We start from the raw sequence: 20,107 nt of genomic DNA on the forward strand, positions 1-20,107 counted from the left end.
TTTTACACACCTTTGTTAAGGCATATATACAAAAGCCTCATAAAGCTACTTAATCATTTCAAAAAATTTAGTTTACTTACTTATCGCAAATAAATAGCATCCGCAGCGGATGACTTGCTGAGCGATTTACGCACGTTAATCGTTTCATTTCAAATGAAGCCCTACATCATTTTTTGACGTTGATGTACTCCAGCTGAATTTGTGCCTCTGACAAGTAATCTTCTGGGTAAATAATAAATTTAACGGAGTTATGATGAAAAAAACTTTACTCATCAGCAGTATGCTGGTCGCTTTGCTTGTCGCGAATACTGGCGCAGCAGCGAATAACGGACGTTGATGCTATGGATGGCACTGTTCCCTGAGTCTGGAAAGTACACCTGATGAATAAAGTATCCTTTTATCTGTTGCTGTGCGTCGTTAGCACCACACACAGCGCAATTAACTTGAGGCAAATTCGCATTATTTATAATGAGAATGATAAAGTGGCGATGTTTGACGTCAACAATAATACAGACAAGCCAGATATGGTACAGACGTGGCTGGATAAGGGTAATCCCGTTGAGACGCCAGCTAACTTGCAATGTTAATTACGCCACCAATTCTGAAACTCGACGGCCATAAGTCAGCCGTATTACGGGCTAGTCAATGCGACGATGACCTTTAAATAACGGGCGCAGGGCGCCCCTGTTCTTCTCGCTCCAGACATAAAAAACGCATCCGTACGCTTAACCCACCTAGTGCTTCACTCCGTGATAGCTTCGGGTGCGTGCGGTGCAGACGAGCAATGTCATTGACCAGCGCCAGACCGATTCCTGCCCCGGGAACATTGCCGACGTTATCCAGGCGATGAAACGGGAGCAGCGCCTGATGCACCATTTGTTCATCAATGCCTGGCCCGCTATCTTCAACCACAAATACCACTGCTTCTCCCTCTCGCCGCAGTCGGGCAGTCACTACGCCATGCGGCGGCGTGTATTTCAGTGCGTTATCCAGCAGATTTCCGCACAGTTCCCCGAGCAGGACTTCATCGCCCTCAACCCACACCGCGTCCTGTTCCCCTTCATAGCCCAGATCGATCCCTTTACTGCGCGCCTGCGCCAGTCGCGTGAAACAGCTGGTTTGCACTACCTCATACAAATTAACCGGTGAAAAGTGCCTTTCTCCTTGCTCTTTACGCTTCACCGCCGACAGCTGTAACAGCCTTTCAGTCAGTTGAATGGTGTTATCCAGCGTGGTACTCATAGCCTGTAAACTCTCATACCACTGCTGCGGTTGCTGACTGGCCAGAGCCACCGCCGCCTGAGTTTTCAGCACTGCCAGCGGCGTTTTAAGCTGATGGGAAGCATCCGCACTGAAGCGCTCCTGGCGAGAGATCAGGCCGCGAAGTCGGTCCAGATAGCGGTTGAATGCCACGATCAACAGGCGGGTTTCCGACCACGGCAACAGCTCCGGCAGCGGCGTCAGCAGCCCCGGCTCACGACGCACCATCAGCGAAGACAGCTGGCGCATCGGGCGTAATACCCGGCGCAGCAGCCAGCCAACCAGCACCAGCGTGAGCAGCACCAGCAGCCCTTGCGAAACCCACGATGAAAACAACAGCTGCCGCGCCAGATAACGTCGCGATTGCAGCGTTTCGGCGACATAAATCTCAGCCATGCCGACAATACCGCCCTCATTGACGGGCTGCAGCAGGCGCGCTACGCGAATGGCCTCGCCACGATATTCAGTGTGATAAAACCACGCCAGCGCCGGATAAAGCCGCGTGCGCGAAGTTGCTGGCGGCATCGCAGGTAAATCGTCATAACCAGAGATAACCTTCCCCGCTGGATCGACCACCTTGTAATACAATCTGTCGTTCATATTCAGTTCAAAGCTGTCCAGTACCACCCACGGCACATTCACTTCCAACTGTTTATTGCGTACTACCAGCCGCTCGGAGACAGTTCTGGCAGACGAGAGCAACGTCCGGTCATACGCCTGCGTCGCCGCCTGTAGCGCGCTGACATAGCTATTAAATGCCGACAGCCCCCACAACAACAGGAGCGGCAGGCCCAGAAACATCAGCAGTTGCAGATACAACGATTGGGGTTTAACCCACTTCATCGCTGCGCTCCAGCACATAGCCCAGGCCGCGTAGCGTGGCAATACGCACATCGCTTCCCTGTAGCTTTTTACGCAGACGATGGATGTACAGCTCAATGCTTTCAGGGCTGACCTCATCGCTTAGACTGAAGACCTGTTCAAATAACTGCTGACGCGAAACCGGTCGCAATCGACGATACATCAGCACCGTAAGCAATGCCTGTTCGCGCGGGGTGAGTGCCAGCGGTTGCCCCTGCAAGAGAAAATAGCCTTCATCGTGAAACGCCAGTTCCCCTAATTGCTGTATACCTTGTACCTGCCCCGCACTGCGCCGTAGCAGGGCCCGCAGCCGGGCATCCAGTTCCTCGATTTCAAACGGCTTTGCCAGATAATCATCGGCCCCAACGTTCAATCCTTTCACCCGATCGGCCACCGCGCTGCGCGCCGTCAGCAGCAGAACGGGAAGCGTCTGCCCGCGTTTGCGCAGACGCTGAACGACTTCAAGGCCATCCAACCCCGGCATATTGATGTCCAGCACCGCCAACGCGTACGTTTCACTATGTAAAAGGTGATCGGCCGCCAGGCCATCAAAAACGCAGTCGACGGCAAAACCGTTTTGCACCAGCGCTTTCTCCAGCCAGTGAGCTAACTCACGATTATCCTCCGCTAATAAGAGACGCATATCACATCCTGTAAAGTTTCTGCCGCATTGAAAGGGAATTGAAAGGTTAATGTTTTAACAATCATGCAACCGAACTGCTACACATCGGCTCACATAATCACAAAAATAATCTTCCGTACCTGAAATCCGGTCATCCGGCGTGAGGATAAATAATGAAAAAACAATTACTTCGTACCCTTACTGTAAGCATGTTATTGATGAGTACCTCTGTTCTGGCGGAACAAGCGCCATCGCGCACGGAATGTATCGCCCCTGCTAAACCCGGCGGTGGTTTTGATCTCACCTGTAAGTTGATTCAGGTGAGCATGATGGAAACCGGCGCTATCGAAAAACCGATGCGCGTAACCTACATGCCCGGTGGCGTGGGAGCTGTGGCATATAACGCTATCGTCGCGCAACGTCCTGCCGAAGCGGGTACCGTCGTTGCCTTCTCCGGCGGCTCGCTGCTGAACCTGTCACAAGGCAAGTTTGGTCGCTACGGCGTGGATGATGTCCGCTGGTTGGCAAGCGTAGGCACTGACTACGGCATGATTGCCGTACGCCAGGACTCACCGTGGAAAACGCTGAAAGACCTGCTGACGGCGATGGAGAAAGATCCCAACAGCGTGGTGATTGGCGCGGGAGCTTCTATTGGTAGTCAGGACTGGATGAAGTCGGCGCTACTGGCGCAAAAAGCAAACGTCGATCCGCACAAAATGCGCTACGTCGCCTTTGAAGGCGGCGGCGAACCGGTTACCGCGCTGATGGGGAATCACGTTCAGGTAGTTTCCGGCGATCTCAGTGAGATGGTGCCGTATCTCAACGGCGACAAAATCCGCGTGCTCGCGGTGTTCTCCGATCAACGTCTGCCGGGCCAGTTAGCCAACGTCCCCACCGCCAAAGAGCAAGGCTATGACCTCGTGTGGCCGATCATCCGTGGTTTCTACGTTGGGCCAAAAGTCAGCGACGCCGAGTATCAGTGGTGGGTCGATGCCTTTAACAAACTCCAGCAAACCGATGAGTTTAAAAAGCAGCGCGATCTCCGTGGCCTGTTCGAGTTCAACATGAGCGGGAAGCAGCTCGACGAGTACGTGAAGAAGCAGGTCACGGATTATCGTGAGCAGGCGAAAGCCTTCGGTCTGGCGAAATAAGCACAGAGGCAAAGATGATGAGCGATCGTATTTTTGCAGGTATCTGGCTGTTGCTCTGTATAGCCGGGCTGTTCGTGGCCTGGCAAATCACCAGCGAATATAGCTATGAGCCAGTTGGGCCGCGTCCCTTTCCGCTTGGCATTATCAGTCTGATGCTGGTCTGTGCCGTGGCGCTGCTGTTGCGCCATCCCGACACTATCAGTTGGCCCCGCCGTCACGTGCTGCAAAAGCTGCTGACGATGGTAATTGTGCTGTTGATGTACGCCTGGGGTTTCGAATGGCTCGGTTTTCCCATCGCCACCGCCATTCTCACCGTAGTGATTGGCATGCTGTTCGGCGCAACCATTCCGGCTGCGGGTATTTCGGGCGCGGTGCTCGGCATTCTGCTGTGGTATGCCTTTGACCGCCTGCTTGACGTCACCTTACCTCTCGGCGCCTGGCTGGGTTAACGGAGAAACGATGGATACCTGGATTTATCTTTCACAAGGTTTCGCGGTGGCCATGACGCCGGAAAACCTGGTCATCGCCCTGATTGGCTGTTTTGTCGGTACCATTGTCGGGCTGTTGCCTGGACTGGGGCCAATCAACGGTGTGGCGATCCTCCTGCCTCTGGCCTTCGCTTTGCACCTGCCTGCTGAGTCTGCACTGATCCTGCTGGCGACAGTCTATATCGGCTGTGAATACGGCGGGCGAATCTCGTCGATTTTGCTGAACGTGCCCGGCGATGCGGCGGCGATTATGACCGCGCTGGATGGTTACCCGATGGCGCAGCAAGGCCGCGGTGGTGTGGCGCTTTCTATCTCTGCGGTCAGCTCTTTCTTTGGTTCGCTCATCGCTATCGGCGGCATCATTCTGTTTGCCCCGGCATTAGCCCAGTGGTCGCTGGCCTTCGGTCCGGCTGAATACTTTGCCTTAATGGTTTTCGCCATTGCATGCCTCGGCAGCATGATGGCGCAAAATCCGCTGAAATCATTTCTGGCAGCGCTCATCGGTCTGGGACTCGCGACCGTCGGCGTAGACGCCAATACCGGGGTTTATCGCTTTACCTTTGACAGTGTCCATCTTTCCGACGGTGTGCAGTTTATCGTGGTGGTGATTGGGCTGTTCTCTGTCTCAGAAATATTGTTAATGCTGGAACATACCAGCAGTGGCCAGACGCTGGTGCGTAAAACGGGTCGCATGCTATTTAACGCTAAAGAAGGCGCGCAGTGCGCTGGCGCAACCTTGCGCTCGTCGGTGATTGGCTTTTTCGTCGGGGTCCTGCCCGGCGCAGGCGCGACCATTGCGAGTGCTATCACCTACATGACGGAGAAAAAACTCAGCGGCAACAGCGACAGCTTCGGTAAAGGTGATATACGCGGAGTGGCGGCCCCCGAAGCAGCAAACAACGCCTCGGCCTGCGGCTCGTTCATTCCGATGCTGACGCTCGGCGTGCCGGGTTCCGGCACCACGGCGGTAATGATGGGCGCGCTAACGCTTTACAACATCACACCGGGGCCGGCCATGTTTACCGAGCAGCCGGATATCGTCTGGGGGCTGATTGCAGCGCTGCTGATTGCCAACGTGATGCTGCTGGTGATGAACATCCCGCTGATCGGTTTGTTTACCCGTATGCTGACCATCCCGCTGTGGTTTTTAGTACCGGCTATTGCAGCGGTTTCAGCCGTGGGCGTGTATGCCGTCCACAGCACCACCTTCGATCTGGTGCTGATGGTTGCCTTAGGCGTGCTGGGCTACATATTGCGTAAAATGCACTTCCCGATGTCGCCGTTAATTTTAGGCTTCGTTCTCGGGGAAATGTTGGAGCAGAACCTGCGCCGGGCGCTGTCCATCAGTAACGGGAGTATGGATATTCTGTGGGCCAGCGGCGTGGCAAAAGTGCTGTTGGTAATGGCGGTAGTAGTTATTGTGGTCCCGCCGGTGCTGCGCCTGATCCGTAAACGTAACAGTAAACCGCAGGTAGATGCAGGTTAGTCAATATTGCCGGCCAACTACGCGATGGCGTTGTTGGCCGGCTAACATACTGCTGGTTATGGCTGTACGCACGGACACGTTAGCTCGTGGGGACCGCAGTAATACATCACTTTATTTCTGCCTGCATTTTTTGCGGCGTAAAGTGCAGCATCAGCATAGGAAACGACTTTATCACCCGATTCATCTTTCGGAGAACTAAAATAAACCCCGATGCTTATGGTCATCTGTTCTTTAATACCAAATACATTTGGCGGTAACGTGAGTTTTTCTACATTTTGTCGAATCCGCTCAGCCACCACCATAGCCTCCTGTTTATCATTGCATTTTAATAAAATGCCAAACTCCTCTCCCCCCACCCGAGCAAATACATCGGAGTCACGAATCGATTTATTAATGATATAAACGATGGAGACGATCACCTTATCTCCCTCCTGATGTCCATAAGTGTCGTTAATCCTCTTAAATTTATCAATATCAAGCATCAACACACAAACATTTCCACGTAGCATGGCAGAGTTAAGTGTTTTATAGAACAGCTTACGATTATAAATTTTGGTTAGTGCATCTCTCATAGAGGATTCCGTTTCTCTTTTTAGTAGCAGGAAAGTATTAAACATTAAAATTGAGATTACGCATAATGCGCTTATTATTTCAAGTCCGCGACTGACGTACCAGATATACATACTGTACTCATCAAGAGTGATAAGTAATAAATTGGTTAATATCGCCGAGCAGCACATCAGAGCGATACTGACCCACAACGCATTGTTCAATCGGGTTTTCAATGTAAGGTAGACTAAAGCTATGGCCCAACCTGCAATTAACGAATAAATGTATCTTAATTCCCAATGCAACGTCACCAGATCGTCTTTTAAACAGGTGATATCTATCACGACATCGGGATTATAACTTGATAAATTATGAGCAAGAATACCTATTGCGACCACAACGATGACCGTTATCATCTCCAGTATCGGCTTCTTTTGTTTATCCTCAATGACAATCGTATCGTTTCTATACGCTTTAATGCCGATACACAGCGTAATGATAAAACTCAATTGCCGAAAGTAGTAAAAGATAGCAATGTCATTGCTTCTCTGTTCGATTGAAACACTATCATTAATCAGCGCCTGCACAATATAGATCGTTTCAATAAAATAGATATCACAGCTAATAAATGCTATACCCAGAATAAAGATATAGGATAACTCTTTTCGACATAGATATTGAAACAGCATAAACAAAAACATTATTGCATAGAGAAACAACAGTCCCACAATGACGATTAAGTATGTTGTTTGCGGGACGTTTTTTACACTTATTTTAAATTGCGAAAGACATAACCCCACGCCCAAATACAAGACGATCAATATAACATAAAAACCAATAATCCACCCATTACTAAATCTATACGTTTTTTTGTTCATACTTATCCAGGTGATGAATATTTCTGGCATTTTTATATTATTTATCTTTCCTTTGCAAATAAAGTTTATTAGTCATAATACAACTGTATGTTTTCTAAGAAAATTAAATTACTCATCAGCCAGATGTATAAAATTTATTATTGACATAAAATTCACTATTTTGTGTCGATATTGTTACCACACACAAAAAAAATTATAATTTTCATAATAGCAAGTAATCCTCCTAAAAAAAATTAACGTAGGTGCCTTAGAGATTTTTAAAAAGTTATACTCGTATGGCTTACACATCCAGTTACCAGAAGTACTTATGCTTTCATCACACAAAAGAGTTAATTTCCACCAGACGGTTGTCTGGCAATGCATTGCACATTTCTTATGTTAGATCGATGCACATTTTAGTCCACATGGTAATTATTAGATTTTTATTCAAATTATATTATTTTTAATAAATTTAACATTTAATAAACATCAATTTTCTATTATATTGATTAAACCTTTATCATTATTTAATAAATACCAGGAGCATTATCGCCAAATTCATCAAAACACATAATGTTATAATTAACAAAAAAACATCTTCACAATTGATTTTATTGGATTTTTTGTAACCCCTGAATTAAATCAACCCGCAAAAATGCCAAATATAAAACTGTGAGCTATTTACTAAATCAATGTTAAAGCTATTATTAAAGAAGAGTTCATCAATGAACCATTCAAGCCAATAGTTATCATTTTGCGCCATGAGGAAGAAATGAACATTAAGGATGGCTTTGCAGAACATTACTCTTCTATTCCAGCGCCAGGGACCCTAACACCAGGAATGGTAGATAAAACCCATTTCCATTTGCTTATTGATATATCCAGTATATATAGTGAAAAGATTATATACGCACTCGAACTTCATTTAGTTAATGGATTAAAACGAAATGAAGCTTGTCTTATCAGCGGCATCTCACAGAGTTGTCTGTCAATTAAACTCAGGCAATTGCAACGCATTAGTCGCTCCGTCGTACAGATGTACCCTTGGTATTGTGCAAATATTAATTAACTTACCTAATTCATATAAAATGAGTAATAATATTAAGATCGTGTGCGTATCGGCTAATAGCTATCTGAAGTTAGCCATCCAGAACCTGGTGGATTTCACATGGATAAATGAATCAGACCTTTCGCCCGCGTTTTGCTATCCATCAGCAAGCATCGGCATCATGTTGCTAGTAACCACGGGTAGTACCCTTAAACAACGTATCAAAATGCTCGATATGACGCGTAAGATTTCCAACAACTACGGCTGGAAAGGCATTGTGTTATATGATCAAAAAAATGCGAATGAAAGACGTTTTGTCGATATGACCGGACTGAGGGCCTATGACATCAGAACGCCGATTGCGGATTTAAAAGATTCCATTGAAAGAAGTACTTATCTTCGCTCCCGTCATCCTCACTGTGCTAACGGCATATTGGGGCTTACAAAATATCAATGGGAAGCATTATGGCTCTCATTTATAGGTGTTGAGATAAAAGAGATTGCAGAAAAGACTGGACGTACACCACCAACATTGTATGCGCACAGGAAAGCAGGTCTAAACTATTTAAAATTGAATCATCTTCATGAATTCAAAAATGTCATAGCTAGCTTTTAATGTAGATACTTGAGAAAATCATTCTACTCCATTTTAAGTTCCTCTCCTCTATACGTTAATGAATATTTTAACGCCCCTTATCGATGCAAATCATCAGGGGCGTAATTACGTTAAGTGGAGCAGTTTACTTAATATTAAACTGACAATTTATACATTTATTTTCTTCTTGACGGTTATGGTAGCTTAACATCACCAATAACAAAGAAAAAATAAGTCCTACAAGCGCTGACAATAAAAGAACCATAGTAGTATTGTATCGAGCCACCACTACCGGCTCTGATATAATAACAATATCGCCCTTATCCAAATAACGTTTCGTTGCCACTGCGATTAGATAGGCACGCGATAGGGTCTCTGTTGATTTATTATCAGCGTGCCGCGCATTTAACTCCTGCAATACGTTGTCGACATCATCTGCATACCATGCATTGAGTGCGGCGTTAAGAGAGAGCAGTGAGTTCTCAATTTCATTTGCTTCATTCCTGGAAACCAAGGCTTTCAGATTCAGGGTATTACTTTTTTTATTTTCATTGACACTAAAGCGACTATCAACTCTGGACACCAATAATGTTTTGAATATTTCATTACGGCATTCAACATCATCGTTGCATGAAGTGTAAAAAAATGGTGAGTAAACTTTCGGTGTAATATCAAGTGTTAACGTCACCTTATCGTTATTGATGTAACAAAACACGCCACCTATTACAATACAGAAAAACACGATAAATGATATTAGTAGATATTTATTAAAGGCATACTTTATAAAATCTAATAAATCAATTTCTTCATTAGAGCTCATTTTTTCACCCCACATTTACAAAGTGACAATCCAGGAAAGCAAGCATGCGATAAAAACTGTGCTTACAGCCAGAGCACTAATGAATATCTTTGCTGATAAAGTATACTTCATTTAATCATCCATCTATCCCAGCCATATTTAACTTTGTATTATGATAGTAAAATAAGACCAAGTGTAAACATGGAAAAAAAGTGGCTATTTTTTTTGTTATTCAACCTAACAAATACACAGTAAATTGTTAATAAAATAGTTAACGAATTGTGATATAAAAATGCACGTATCGTTATTACAAATAAAAGTTATATAAATTTAATAAAATATATCGCTAAACAAAGAATAATCCATAACTCAAGTTAAAATGTAACAATATGTTTCATCAACCAAAGGAAAATAATCACCACCGCAAAATTTCATAAAAACACTTGAAAACCTACTCTATACATCGCCGTCCAGGATCGATAAACACTTAATCATTCGCTCATGCTTCACAATAATGAACTCGTTATATATATCATTTTTTATATAAATTTATATAAAATTAGATTATTGATTTTTACGGATTTTAGATTAAATTAGAGTTATTACAAATTATTAAATTTTATATTTTTCTATGGCAAAAAATGAACTTTTGAAACCAAAGCCATGGATCCTTTTATGTCACAGCGCCATCCTTCTCAGTCACACTGCCGTCCACGTAGCTATCGTTCTTTGTCAAATGGAAGCCTCAGCGAAGAACATTTCAATGTTTTAATTAAAATCGCTCGCATCAACAGCAGGAATAATATTGCAGCACTAAAAGATTTCCTGGTCGTCGGGAAGAAACGCAAAGATGCCTGCAACGCGAATAAAACTTCATTAAGTTACTTCTCAGTTAAACTGCGTCAGTTACAGAGTATTAGCGACGATATTATTACCATCTACCCTTTCTACGCCGAGTATTCACAGTCGTATTCGGTCTCTGCCAATAGCGCAACTGAGCAATCAAAGCAGTCGCCATAAATCTGAAGAAGAAAAAGACTAATTGGCCACGTGGAACACGTGGCACCACTCAAAAAATTCATTAATAACCAAAAAGTTAGATAGACAAAAAATCTGCTGGTATGACGCCTGATAGCTCGCCTTCCCGCCTCACCCCGTGATATCCACACCGTTTGCAATGTTAAATAATTGTTGCTTTTGATCACAAATAATAAACAAAGAAGCTCATTCTGTGCGCGTTTTTCAAAAATGTAGATATTTTTAATTTATGGCTACGAAATGAGCTGCGCCATATCTCCCTGACAATCTACTGAGAGGAACGATTTGATGAACGCACTGACTGCCGTAAAACCTAACGCAGAAGATCCAGCCCAGCACTACAGCGGTTTCACGTTGAAACCATCAGCCCAGTCCCCACGCCTGCTCGAGCTGACTTTTTCCGCTGAGACCACTGAGCAATTTCTGCAAGCCGTGGCGCAGTGGCCGGTACAGGCACTGGAATACAAATCCTTCCTGCGATTCAAAGTCGGCAAAATCCTTGATGACCTTTGCGGCAATCAGTTGCAACCTCTGCTGCTGAAAACGTTGCTCGATCGTGCCGAAGGCGCACTGCTGATCAATGCCGTTGGCGTGGATGATGTGGCGCAGGCAGAAGAGATGGTCAAGCTGGCGACGGCGGTTGCGCATCTTATTGGACGCTCCAATTTTGATGCGATGAGTGGGCAATACTATGCACGTTTTGTAGTGAAAAATGTCGATAACTCAGACAGCTATCTGCGTCAGCCGCACCGTGTTATGGAGCTACATAACGACGGAACCTACCTCGAAGAGGTAACAGACTATGTACTGATGATGAAGATTGACGAGCAGAACATGACCGGCGGTAACTCGCTGCTGCTGCACCTCGACGACTGGGAACATCTGGAGCAGTACTTTACCCATCCGCTGGCACGCCGCCCCATGCGCTTTGCCGCGCCGCCAAGCAAAAACGTGAGCCAGGAAGTGTTCCATCCGGTGTTTGACGTTGACCAGCAGGGTCGTCCGGTAATGCGTTACATCGACCAGTTCGTCCAGCCAAAAGACTATGAAGAAGGCGTCTGGCTGAGCGACCTGTCCGACGCGCTGGAAACCAGCAAAAGCATTATTTCCGTACCGGTTTCAGTCGGTAAATTCCTGCTGATCAACAACCTGTTCTGGCTACACGGTCGCGATCGTTTCACCTCGCATCCTGACCTGCGCCGCGAACTGATGCGCCAGCGTGGTTATTTCGCTTACGCGACCAACCACTACCAGACCCATCAGTAAGCGCGAAGGAAAAAAGCGGATGTATGATTTTGTGATTATTGGCGGCGGTATTATCGGCATGTCGACCGCCATGCAACTGATTGATGTCTATCCGGACGCCAGAATCGCGCTGCTGGAAAAAGAGTCCGGCCCGGCCTGTCACCAGACGGGCCATAACAGCGGTGTGATCCACGCCGGGGTCTATTACACGCCTGGCAGCCTGAAGGCGCAGTTTTGCCTGGCCGGAAATCGCGCCACCAAAGCCTTTTGTGATCAAAACAGCATCCGCTACGACGTCTGCGGAAAAATGCTGGTTGCCACCTCCTCTCTGGAAATGGAGCGCATGCGTGCGCTATGGGATCGCACCGCCGCTAACGGCCTTGAGCGTGAATGGTTGAATGCACAAGAGCTTCGCGAGCGTGAACCGAATATCACCGGTCTGGGCGGTATTTTCGTCCCGTCGAGCGGGATCGTCAGCTACCGTGAAGTGACCGCCGCGATGGCGAAGATTTTCCAGGCCAAGGGCGGTGAGATTGTTTACAACGCCGAGGTCAGCGCGCTGAAAGAGCATGCCGCGGGGGTGATCGTCCATACGCGTCAGGGTCAGGAGTATGAAGGTGCGACGCTAATTAGCTGCTCCGGGCTGATGGCGGATCGACTGGTGAAAATGCTCGGTGTCGAACCCGGCTTTATCATATGTCCGTTCCGTGGCGAATACTTTCGTCTGGCATCAGAACATAACCAGATAGTTAATCATCTGATTTACCCGATCCCCGATCCGGAGATGCCGTTTCTCGGCGTGCATCTGACCCGGATGATCGACGGCAGCGTCACGGTCGGCCCCAACGCGGTGCTGGCGTTTAAACGCGAAGGCTACCGTAAGCGCGACTTCTCACTGAGCGATACGCTGGAGATCTTCGGCTCTTCCGGTATTCGCCGCGTGCTGCAAAACAACCTGCGATCCGGGCTTGGCGAAATGAAGAATTCGTTGTGCAAAAGCGGTTATCTGCGACTGGTGCAAAAGTACTGCCCGAGCCTGACACAACACGATCTGCAGCCCTGGCCTGCGGGCGTGCGGGCACAGGCGGTATCACCTGACGGCAAACTGATCGATGATTTTCTGTTTGTGACCACGCCACGTTCAATTCATACCTGTAATGCCCCTTCTCCTGCGGCAACGTCAGCAATCCCTATCGGCGCGCATATTGTCAGTAAAGTTCATGCGCTGCTTGAGAACCAGAGTAATCCCGGACGCACGCTGCGTGCGGCACGTAGCGTGGAGACATTACACGCCGCATTCACCCGCTAAAACGATGAAGACAGGAAGCAATTATGCAACTTAACGATCCAACCTTATTTCGCCAGCAGGCACTGATCGACGGCAACTGGCGTGACGCCAACAGCGGCGAGACCCTCGCGGTGACCAACCCCGCCAACGGTCAGCAATTGGGTAGCGTACCAAAAATGGGGGCGGATGAAACCCGCGAAGCGATTAACGCCGCCAACCGCGCGCTGCCCGCCTGGCGTGCGCTGACCGCCAAAGAGCGGGCCAACATTCTGCGCCGCTGGTTCAATCTGATGATTGAGCATCAAGACGATCTCGCCCGTCTGATGACCCTGGAACAGGGAAAACCACTGGCGGAGGCCAAAGGCGAAATTACCTACGCCGCCTCCTTTATTGAGTGGTTTGCCGAAGAGGGCAAACGCATTTATGGCGATACGATACCTGGCCATCAGGCTGACAAACGCCTGATCGTCATCAAACAGCCGATCGGCGTTACCGCCGCGATTACGCCGTGGAACTTCCCGGCGGCGATGATCACCCGCAAAGCAGGTCCGGCGCTGGCGGCAGGTTGCACCATGGTGCTCAAACCCGCCAGCCAGACGCCATTCTCCGCACTGGCGCTGGCAGAGCTTGCTAATCGCGCCGGGATCCCGGCAGGCGTTTTCAGCGTGGTGACCGGTTCAGCCAGCGCAGTCGGTAACGAGCTGACCGGCAACCCGCTGGTGCGCAAGCTGTCATTTACCGGTTCAACCGAAATTGGTCGTCAGTTAATGCAACAGTGCGCCAAAGACATCAAAAAAGTGTCGCTGGAACTGGGCGGCAATGCACCGTTTATCGTCTTTGACGATGCCGATCTCGACAAAGCCGTGGAAGGCGCGCTGGCCTCGAAATTCCGTAACGCCGGGCAGACCTGCGTCTGTGCCAACCGTCTGTACGTGCAGGACGGTGTGTATGAGCGTTTTGCCGAAAAACTTCAGCAGGCTGTGAGCAAACTGCACCTCGGCGATGGTCTGCAACCTGACGTCACCACCGGACCGTTGATCGACGAAAAAGCGGTCGCCAAGGTGCAGGAGCACATCGCCGATGCCCTGGATAAAGGCGCGCGCATTATCGCGGGCGGTAAACCTCACTCGCTCGGCGGGAACTTCTTCCAGCCCACCATTCTGGTGGATGTGCCTGACAACGCAAAGGTCGCCAAAGAAGAGACGTTTGGCCCACTGGCGCCGCTGTTTCGCTTTAAAGACGAAGCAGATGTCATCGCTCAGGCCAACGACACCGAGTTTGGTCTGGCAGCCTATTTCTACGCCCGTGATTTGAGCCGCGTTTTCAGGGTTGGCGAAGCGCTGGAATACGGCATCGTCGGCATTAACACCGGCATCATCTCCAACGAAGTCGCTCCATTTGGAGGAATCAAAGCCTCCGGTCTTGGCCGTGAAGGTTCAAAATACGGCATCGAAGACTACTTAGAAATCAAATACATGTGCATCGGCCTTTAATAAAACAAATACTGGAGAACACCTGATGAGCACCAACAAAGAACTCATGCAACGTCGCAGCAACGCCGTTCCCCGTGGCGTAGGACAGATCCACCCTATTTTCGCCGAGCGAGCAGAAAACTGTCGGGTCTGGGACGTTGAAGGCCGCGAATTCCTCGATTTTGCCGGTGGTATCGCAGTGCTAAACACCGGCCACCTGCACCCGCAGATTGTCTCTGCGGTAGAAGCGCAGTTGAAAAAACTGTCCCATACCTGTTTCCAGGTGCTGGCCTATGAGCCTTACCTGGAGCTGTGCGAAATCATGAACAAGAAAGTGCCGGGCGATTTTGCCAAGAAAACTCTGCTGGTAACGACTGGTTCTGAAGCGGTGGAAAACGCGGTAAAAATCGCCCGCGCCGCCACCAAACGCACCGGCACAATCGCCTTTAGCGGCGCTTACCACGGTCGTACCCATTACACTTTGTCTCTGACCGGGAAAGTAAACCCGTACTCTGCCGGAATGGGGCTGATGCCTGGCCATGTGTATCGCGCGCTTTACCCGTGCCCGCTGCATGGCATCAGTGACGACGATGCTATCGCCAGCATTCATCGCATCTTCAAAAATGATGCCGCACCGGAAGACGTTGCCGCCATCGTGATTGAACCTGTTCAGGGCGAGGGGGGTTTTTACGCCGCCTCACCGGCCTTTATGCAACGGTTGCGCGCCATTTGTGATGAGCACGGCATCATGCTGATTGCTGACGAAGTCCAGAGTGGCGCGGGCCGTACCGGTACACTGTTTGCCATGGAACAGATGGGCGTTGCGCCCGATCTCACCACCTTCGCAAAATCCATCGCCGGAGGTTTCCCGCTGGCGGGCGTGACCGGACGCGCCGACGTCATGGACGCTATTCCACCGGGCGGGCTGGGCGGTACTTATGCTGGTAATCCGATTGCCTGTGCCGCCGCGCTGGCGGTACTGAACATTTTCGAACAGGAAAATCTGCTGCAAAAAGCCAACGAGTTGGGGCAAACCCTGCGTGAAGGTCTGCTGGCTATTGCGGAAACCCACCGCGAGATTGGCGACGTTCGCGGGCTGGGGGCGATGATTGCTATCGAACTGTTCGAAGATGGCGACCATGCAAAACCAGACGCCAAACTGACCGCCGAAATTGTCGCGCGTGCGCGTGATAAAGGACTGATCCTGCTCTCCTGCGGGCCTTACTACAACGTCCTGCGCATCCTTGTCCCGCTGACCATTGAAGATGCGCAAATCCACCAGGGGCTGGACATCATCGCTCAATGTTTTGCCGAGGCGAAGCAAGGTTAACACCCCTGCATCCGAGCCGGATGGCGATGCAAATGCGCCTTATCCGGCAAACAAATCAATAACAATAATACGCGTGCCCCGGCGCGGGAATGCCGGGGTGCTCTCCCAAGTGCAATACTTTCGAGAGGTTTAAACGATGGGGCAAGTGTCACAATCACATGATTTAGGGGGCGGGCTGAAATCACGCCACGTTACCATGCTGTCTATTGCCGGAGTTATCGGCGCAAGTTTATTTGTCGGTTCAAGCGTGGCGATAGCAGAAGCCGGTCCCGCAGTGCTATTAGCGTACCTGTTCGCTGGGTTACTGGTGGTGATGATTATGCGTATGCTGGCCGAAATGGCCGTCGCCACCCCGGATACCGGATCGTTTTCTACCTATGCCGATAAGGCCATCGGCCCGTGGGCAGGTTATACCATCGGTTGGTTGTACTGGTGGTTCTGGGTGTTGGTGATCCCATTGGAAGCGAATATTGCCGCCATTATTCTTCACTCCTGGGTCCCGGGCATCCCTATCTGGCTGTTTTCTCTGGTTATCACGCTGGCATTAACCGGCAGTAATTTGCTGAGCGTCAAAAATTATGGTGAGTTCGAGTTCTGGCTGGCGCTGTGCAAAGTGATTGCCATTCTGGCGTTTATAACCCTCGGCGCGGTGGCGATTAGCGGTTTCTACCCTTATGCCGAAGTCAGTGGGGTTTCGCGCCTGTGGGATCATGGCGGCTTCATGCCCAACGGTTTCGGCGCTGTGCTCAGCGCGATGCTGATCACCATGTTCTCCTTTATGGGCGCGGAAATTGTCACTATCGCCGCCGCCGAATCCGATACCCCGGATAAACACATCGTCCGCGCCACCAACTCGGTTATCTGGCGTATCTCCATCTTCTATCTGTGCTCTATTTTCGTGGTAGTGGCGCTGATCCCATGGAACATGCCGGGACTGAAAGAAGTGGGCTCTTATCGTTCAGTGCTGGAGTTACTGCATATCCCACATGCGAAGCTGATCATGGACTGCGTCATTTTGTTGTCGGTGACTAGTTGTCTGAACTCCGCACTGTATACCTCATCACGCATGCTCTACTCCCTGAGTCGTCGCGGCGATGCACCCGCTTTTATGGGCAAAACAAACCGCAGTAAAACGCCTTATGTTGCAGTGTTACTGTCGACAGGTGCCGCCTTTCTCACTGTGGTCGTCAACTATTATGCCCCGGCCAAAGTATTCAAATTCCTGATCGACAGCTCCGGCGCCATCGCACTGTTGGTGTATCTGGTGATTGCGATTTCCCAACTGCGGATGCGTAAAATCCTGCTGGCGCGAGGTGGTGAAATCAAACTGAAAATGTGGCTTTATCCGTGGCTAACCTGGCTGGTGATCGCGTTTATTATCTTTGTGCTGGTGGTAATGCTGTTTCGCCCGGCACAACAGCTGGAAGTTATCTCTACCGGGTTGTTAGCCATAGGAATTATTTGTACCGTGCCCATTATGTCGCGCTGGAAAAAACTGCTATCGTGGCAAAAAGCACCATTGCAAAATACGCATTAAACCTGTTCCCGGCTCAGGCCGGGAAATCCGTTCAGGAGTGAAACCATGACCGCCATTCACCAACCGACGGCCATTGATGGATACCGCTGGCTGAAGAACGACATCATCCGCGGTGTGTATCAGCCTGATGAAAAACTGCGTATGAGCCTGCTGACCTCGCGTTATGATCTTGGCGTGGGACCGCTACGCGAAGCGCTTTCGCAACTGGTTGCCGAGCGGCTGGTCACGGTGGTCAATCAGAAAGGATATCGTGTCGCCCCAATGTCCGAGCAGGAGTTGCTCGATATTTTCGATGCCCGCGCCAATATGGAGGCCATGCTGGTCGCGCTGGCGATTGAACGCGGCGACGATGCCTGGGAAGCTGAAATTCTGGCGCGGGCGCATATGCTCGCTAAGCTTGAAGCGATTGACGCCAGTGAACAGATGCTCGACGAGTGGGATCAGCGCCATCAGGCGTTTCACTCAGCGATTGTCTCCGGCTGCGGTTCACAATATTTGCTGCAAATGCGCGAACGACTGTTCGATTTGGCGGCGCGCTACCGGTTTATCTGGCTGCGAAAAACGGTGCTGTCGGTTGAGATGTTGGAAGATAAACACGATCAGCACCAAACGCTGATCGAAGCAATTCTGGCACGCGATGCCCCGCGAGCCAGCGAATTAATGCGTCAGCACCTGCTGACGCCGATTCCGATTATTCAACAGGCGATGTCCGGCAAATTGCTGACGCAATAAACCTGAACATTATTATTGTTGCGGAATACGTAAAACCTGCCCGGGATAAATTTTATCCGGGCTTTTCAGCATCGGTTTATTTGCTTCAAATATTTGATTATACAGATTAGCGTTGCCGTAAACCTGTTTGGCAATAGCGCTCAGGGTATCCCCCGATTTCACGGTATAAAACTGGCTTTCACTCGCGGGCGCAGAGGTTTTAACCTGGTCGTCGACACTGGCAATACCAGAGATATTACCAATCGCTATCAGGATTTTTTCTTTCGCCTCCTGACTTAATCCATCGCCAGAAACGGTGGCTTTGCCTTCGTTAATTTGGACGTCCACTTTATCCGCATCTGGAATACCGGTTTTATTCAGGTGTTCCTGCACTTTTTTTGCCAGATCGGCTGTGTCATGATTTCCAGTGACCGCATCCCACAGTTTCTCACCCGCATCTTTTACAAAATTGAAGAGACCCATATCCACCTCGATAATAAACAATCAACCTGAAAAGTGTAGCAGAGGAGAAAGGAGCACAACGAAAACGGCGCCAAAGCGCCGTTGTAGAAGGGGAATTAGTTACGCGTCTGTATCCAGAAGGCGTGGATCAGACCTGGGATGTAGCCCAGCAGCGTCAGAACGATATTGAGAATAAAAGCCCAACCGAATCCTTTACCCAGCAGCACGCCGAGCGGAGGCAAAATAATAGTAAAAACGATTCTCCAGAAACCCATACATACTCCCTACAAGCAAAAAATTAACCATTGTTTAAAAAGAGATTTTATCTCTAAGACTAATCAGTGTAGCTAACTCCTCCCGTCTCGCCCTGTTGTTTTACCCTCTTTTACGCTTTTGACGCTGGCGTAGGTTGATTTTTTATTTTAGAATTTACTTAATTTAGATTATGCTTAAATACATATGACAGAACTTGAACAACATCAGGCCAGCGCGGAACAGGCTGCCGCTCTGCTCAAAGCGATGAGTAACCCGAAGCGGTTGCTGATTTTGTGCATGCTCTGCGGTTCGCCCGGTACCAGCGCGGGCGAGTTAGCCCGTATTACCGGCCTCAGTCCCTCCGCCACTTCGCAGCACCTGGCACGTATGCGAGAAGAAGGCCTGATAGACAGCCAACGCGATGCCCAGCGCATCCTGTACTCCATCAAAAATGCGGCCGTGAATTCGCTGATCGCCACATTAAAGACACTTTATTGCCCATAAGGAGCCATCATGACTATTGGGACGATTTCCCCACGCGAAGCGCAGACGCTGGTCGCACAAGGCGCAAAACTGATTGATATCCGCGATGCTGACGAGTATCTGCACGAACATATCCCTGAGGCGCATCTGGCCCCGTTATCGACGCTCGAGCATGGGGCGTTGCCTGCGAATCTCCGCGCCGAAAAGATTATCTTTCACTGTCAGTCTGGCAAACGTACACAAAACGCGGCGACAAAACTGAGTGCTCTTGCCGCTCCTGCGCAGGTCTGGTTGTTGGAGGGCGGAATTGACGGCTGGAAATCTGCAGGTTTGCCGGTGGCAAAAGACAGTTCACAACCGTTACCGCTGATGCGTCAGGTGCAGATAGCCGCAGGTAGCCTTGCCCTGTTCGGCGTCATACTGGGTTACGCCGTCAATAGCGCCTTCTTCCTGCTGAGCGGTTTTGTCGGCGCGGGGCTGATACTCGCTGGTGTGACCGGCTTTTGCGGCATGGCACGATTACTGGACATCATGCCCTGGAACCGACGTACTCATTAAGCGGTAAACCTT

General features: G+C 49.4%; 21 protein-coding genes. 15 read left to right on the forward strand and 6 right to left on the reverse strand.

The features are described 5' to 3' along the window. Positions 1-380 precede the first annotated feature (380 nt). Entirely contained in the window at positions 381-587 is a 207-nt protein-coding gene (locus On2M_RS18515) for a fimbria/pilus periplasmic chaperone (RefSeq protein WP_247605045.1), read from the forward strand. A 73-nt stretch (positions 588-660) separates the two neighbouring features. Here the strand turns inward: On2M_RS18515 and On2M_RS18520 are convergent, their stop codons facing one another. Continuing rightward, positions 661-2,103, reverse strand: a complete 1,443-nt coding sequence (locus On2M_RS18520; RefSeq protein ID WP_210905293.1) for a sensor histidine kinase — start codon at positions 2,101-2,103, stop codon at positions 661-663. Next, positions 2,090-2,764 (reverse strand): transcriptional regulator TctD, encoded by a 675-nt coding sequence (gene tctD, locus On2M_RS18525; RefSeq protein ID WP_003826032.1) that lies wholly within the window; start codon positions 2,762-2,764, stop codon positions 2,090-2,092. Before tctD ends, On2M_RS18520 begins: the two co-directional genes overlap by 14 nt. 152 nt (positions 2,765-2,916) lie before the next feature. Between tctD and On2M_RS18530 the strand changes: the two genes are divergently transcribed. Genes On2M_RS18530 through On2M_RS18540 form a run of 3 tightly spaced genes read left to right on the forward strand, consistent with a single transcriptional unit; the run spans position 2,917 to position 5,868 of the window. Next, on the forward strand, positions 2,917-3,894 hold the full coding sequence (locus On2M_RS18530; protein ID WP_210905294.1) for a tripartite tricarboxylate transporter substrate binding protein: 978 nt from the start codon (positions 2,917-2,919) through the stop codon (positions 3,892-3,894). Positions 3,895-3,908: 14 nt separating this feature from the next. Then, entirely contained in the window at positions 3,909-4,343 is a 435-nt protein-coding gene (locus On2M_RS18535; protein WP_087050849.1) for a tripartite tricarboxylate transporter TctB family protein, read from the forward strand. Between the two features lie 10 nt (positions 4,344-4,353). Then, entirely contained in the window at positions 4,354-5,868 is a 1,515-nt protein-coding gene (locus On2M_RS18540; RefSeq protein ID WP_151218160.1) for a tripartite tricarboxylate transporter permease, read from the forward strand. A 56-nt stretch (positions 5,869-5,924) separates the two neighbouring features. On the opposite strand, the gene On2M_RS18545 is transcribed toward On2M_RS18540, so the two are convergent. Beyond that, positions 5,925-7,295 carry a sensor domain-containing diguanylate cyclase gene (locus On2M_RS18545; RefSeq protein WP_187253083.1) on the reverse strand — a complete coding sequence of 457 codons (1,371 nt, stop codon included), beginning with the start codon at positions 7,293-7,295 and terminating at the stop codon, positions 5,925-5,927. An 820-nt stretch (positions 7,296-8,115) separates the two neighbouring features. On the opposite strand from On2M_RS18545, the gene On2M_RS18550 reads away from it, so the two are divergent. Both On2M_RS18550 and On2M_RS18555 read left to right on the forward strand, forming a co-directional pair. Beyond that, entirely contained in the window at positions 8,116-8,343 is a 228-nt protein-coding gene (locus tag On2M_RS18550; RefSeq protein ID WP_229235785.1) for an adhesin biosynthesis transcription regulatory family protein, read from the forward strand. Between the two features lie 88 nt (positions 8,344-8,431). Beyond that, complete coding sequence (locus tag On2M_RS18555) at positions 8,432-8,938, forward strand: hypothetical protein (protein WP_199991621.1); 507 nt, start codon at positions 8,432-8,434, stop codon at positions 8,936-8,938. Between the two features lie 124 nt (positions 8,939-9,062). Here On2M_RS18555 and On2M_RS18560 read toward each other — a convergent pair whose 3' ends face one another. Continuing rightward, the gene (locus On2M_RS18560) at positions 9,063-9,737 is read right to left on the reverse strand and encodes a hypothetical protein (protein WP_151218161.1); all 675 of its coding nucleotides are present in this window, start codon (positions 9,735-9,737) and stop codon (positions 9,063-9,065) included. Positions 9,738-10,391: 654 nt separating this feature from the next. Here On2M_RS18560 and On2M_RS18565 point away from each other — a divergent pair. The 7 genes from On2M_RS18565 (at position 10,392) to csiR (ending at position 18,358) form a co-directional block, all read left to right on the forward strand. Next, positions 10,392-10,736 carry a PapB/FocB family fimbrial expression transcriptional regulator gene (locus On2M_RS18565; protein WP_044713312.1) on the forward strand — a complete coding sequence of 115 codons (345 nt, stop codon included), beginning with the start codon at positions 10,392-10,394 and terminating at the stop codon, positions 10,734-10,736. A 306-nt stretch (positions 10,737-11,042) separates the two neighbouring features. Continuing rightward, the gene (gene glaH / locus On2M_RS18570; RefSeq protein WP_151218162.1) at positions 11,043-12,020 is read left to right on the forward strand and encodes a glutarate dioxygenase GlaH; all 978 of its coding nucleotides are present in this window, start codon (positions 11,043-11,045) and stop codon (positions 12,018-12,020) included. A gap of 19 nt (positions 12,021-12,039) precedes the next feature. Then, positions 12,040-13,308 carry an L-2-hydroxyglutarate oxidase gene (gene lhgO, locus On2M_RS18575; protein ID WP_210905295.1) on the forward strand — a complete coding sequence of 423 codons (1,269 nt, stop codon included), beginning with the start codon at positions 12,040-12,042 and terminating at the stop codon, positions 13,306-13,308. 23 nt (positions 13,309-13,331) lie between these two features. After that, positions 13,332-14,780, forward strand: coding sequence for an NADP-dependent succinate-semialdehyde dehydrogenase (gene gabD, locus On2M_RS18580; protein WP_151224231.1), 1,449 nt, complete (start codon positions 13,332-13,334; stop codon positions 14,778-14,780). Positions 14,781-14,805: 25 nt separating this feature from the next. Then, positions 14,806-16,089: a 4-aminobutyrate--2-oxoglutarate transaminase gene (gene gabT / locus On2M_RS18585; protein WP_151218164.1), complete on the forward strand. Its 1,284-nt coding sequence runs from the start codon at positions 14,806-14,808 to the stop codon at positions 16,087-16,089. A gap of 136 nt (positions 16,090-16,225) precedes the next feature. Next, positions 16,226-17,626: a GABA permease gene (gabP, locus tag On2M_RS18590; RefSeq protein ID WP_187253086.1), complete on the forward strand. Its 1,401-nt coding sequence runs from the start codon at positions 16,226-16,228 to the stop codon at positions 17,624-17,626. 45 nt (positions 17,627-17,671) lie between these two features. Then, positions 17,672-18,358, forward strand: a complete 687-nt coding sequence (gene csiR / locus On2M_RS18595) for a DNA-binding transcriptional regulator CsiR (protein ID WP_151218165.1) — start codon at positions 17,672-17,674, stop codon at positions 18,356-18,358. A gap of 12 nt (positions 18,359-18,370) precedes the next feature. Here the strand turns inward: csiR and lysM are convergent, their stop codons facing one another. Further along, positions 18,371-18,820 (reverse strand): peptidoglycan-binding protein LysM, encoded by a 450-nt coding sequence (lysM, locus tag On2M_RS18600; protein ID WP_137376263.1) that lies wholly within the window; start codon positions 18,818-18,820, stop codon positions 18,371-18,373. A 95-nt stretch (positions 18,821-18,915) separates the two neighbouring features. Continuing rightward, positions 18,916-19,074, reverse strand: a complete 159-nt coding sequence (locus On2M_RS18605; protein ID WP_003037242.1) for a YqaE/Pmp3 family membrane protein — start codon at positions 19,072-19,074, stop codon at positions 18,916-18,918. A gap of 184 nt (positions 19,075-19,258) precedes the next feature. Here On2M_RS18605 and On2M_RS18610 point away from each other — a divergent pair, with 184 nt between their 5' ends. Beyond that, positions 19,259-19,558: a metalloregulator ArsR/SmtB family transcription factor gene (locus On2M_RS18610; protein WP_210905296.1), complete on the forward strand. Its 300-nt coding sequence runs from the start codon at positions 19,259-19,261 to the stop codon at positions 19,556-19,558. Positions 19,559-19,567: 9 nt separating this feature from the next. After that, positions 19,568-20,095, forward strand: coding sequence for a rhodanese family protein (locus tag On2M_RS18615; protein ID WP_151218166.1), 528 nt, complete (start codon positions 19,568-19,570; stop codon positions 20,093-20,095). Positions 20,096-20,107: the final 12 nt, after the last annotated feature.

Source organism: Citrobacter sp. On2M, assembly GCF_018035235.1.
GTDB classification, from domain to species: Bacteria; Pseudomonadota; Gammaproteobacteria; order Enterobacterales; family Enterobacteriaceae; genus Citrobacter; species Citrobacter meridianamericanus.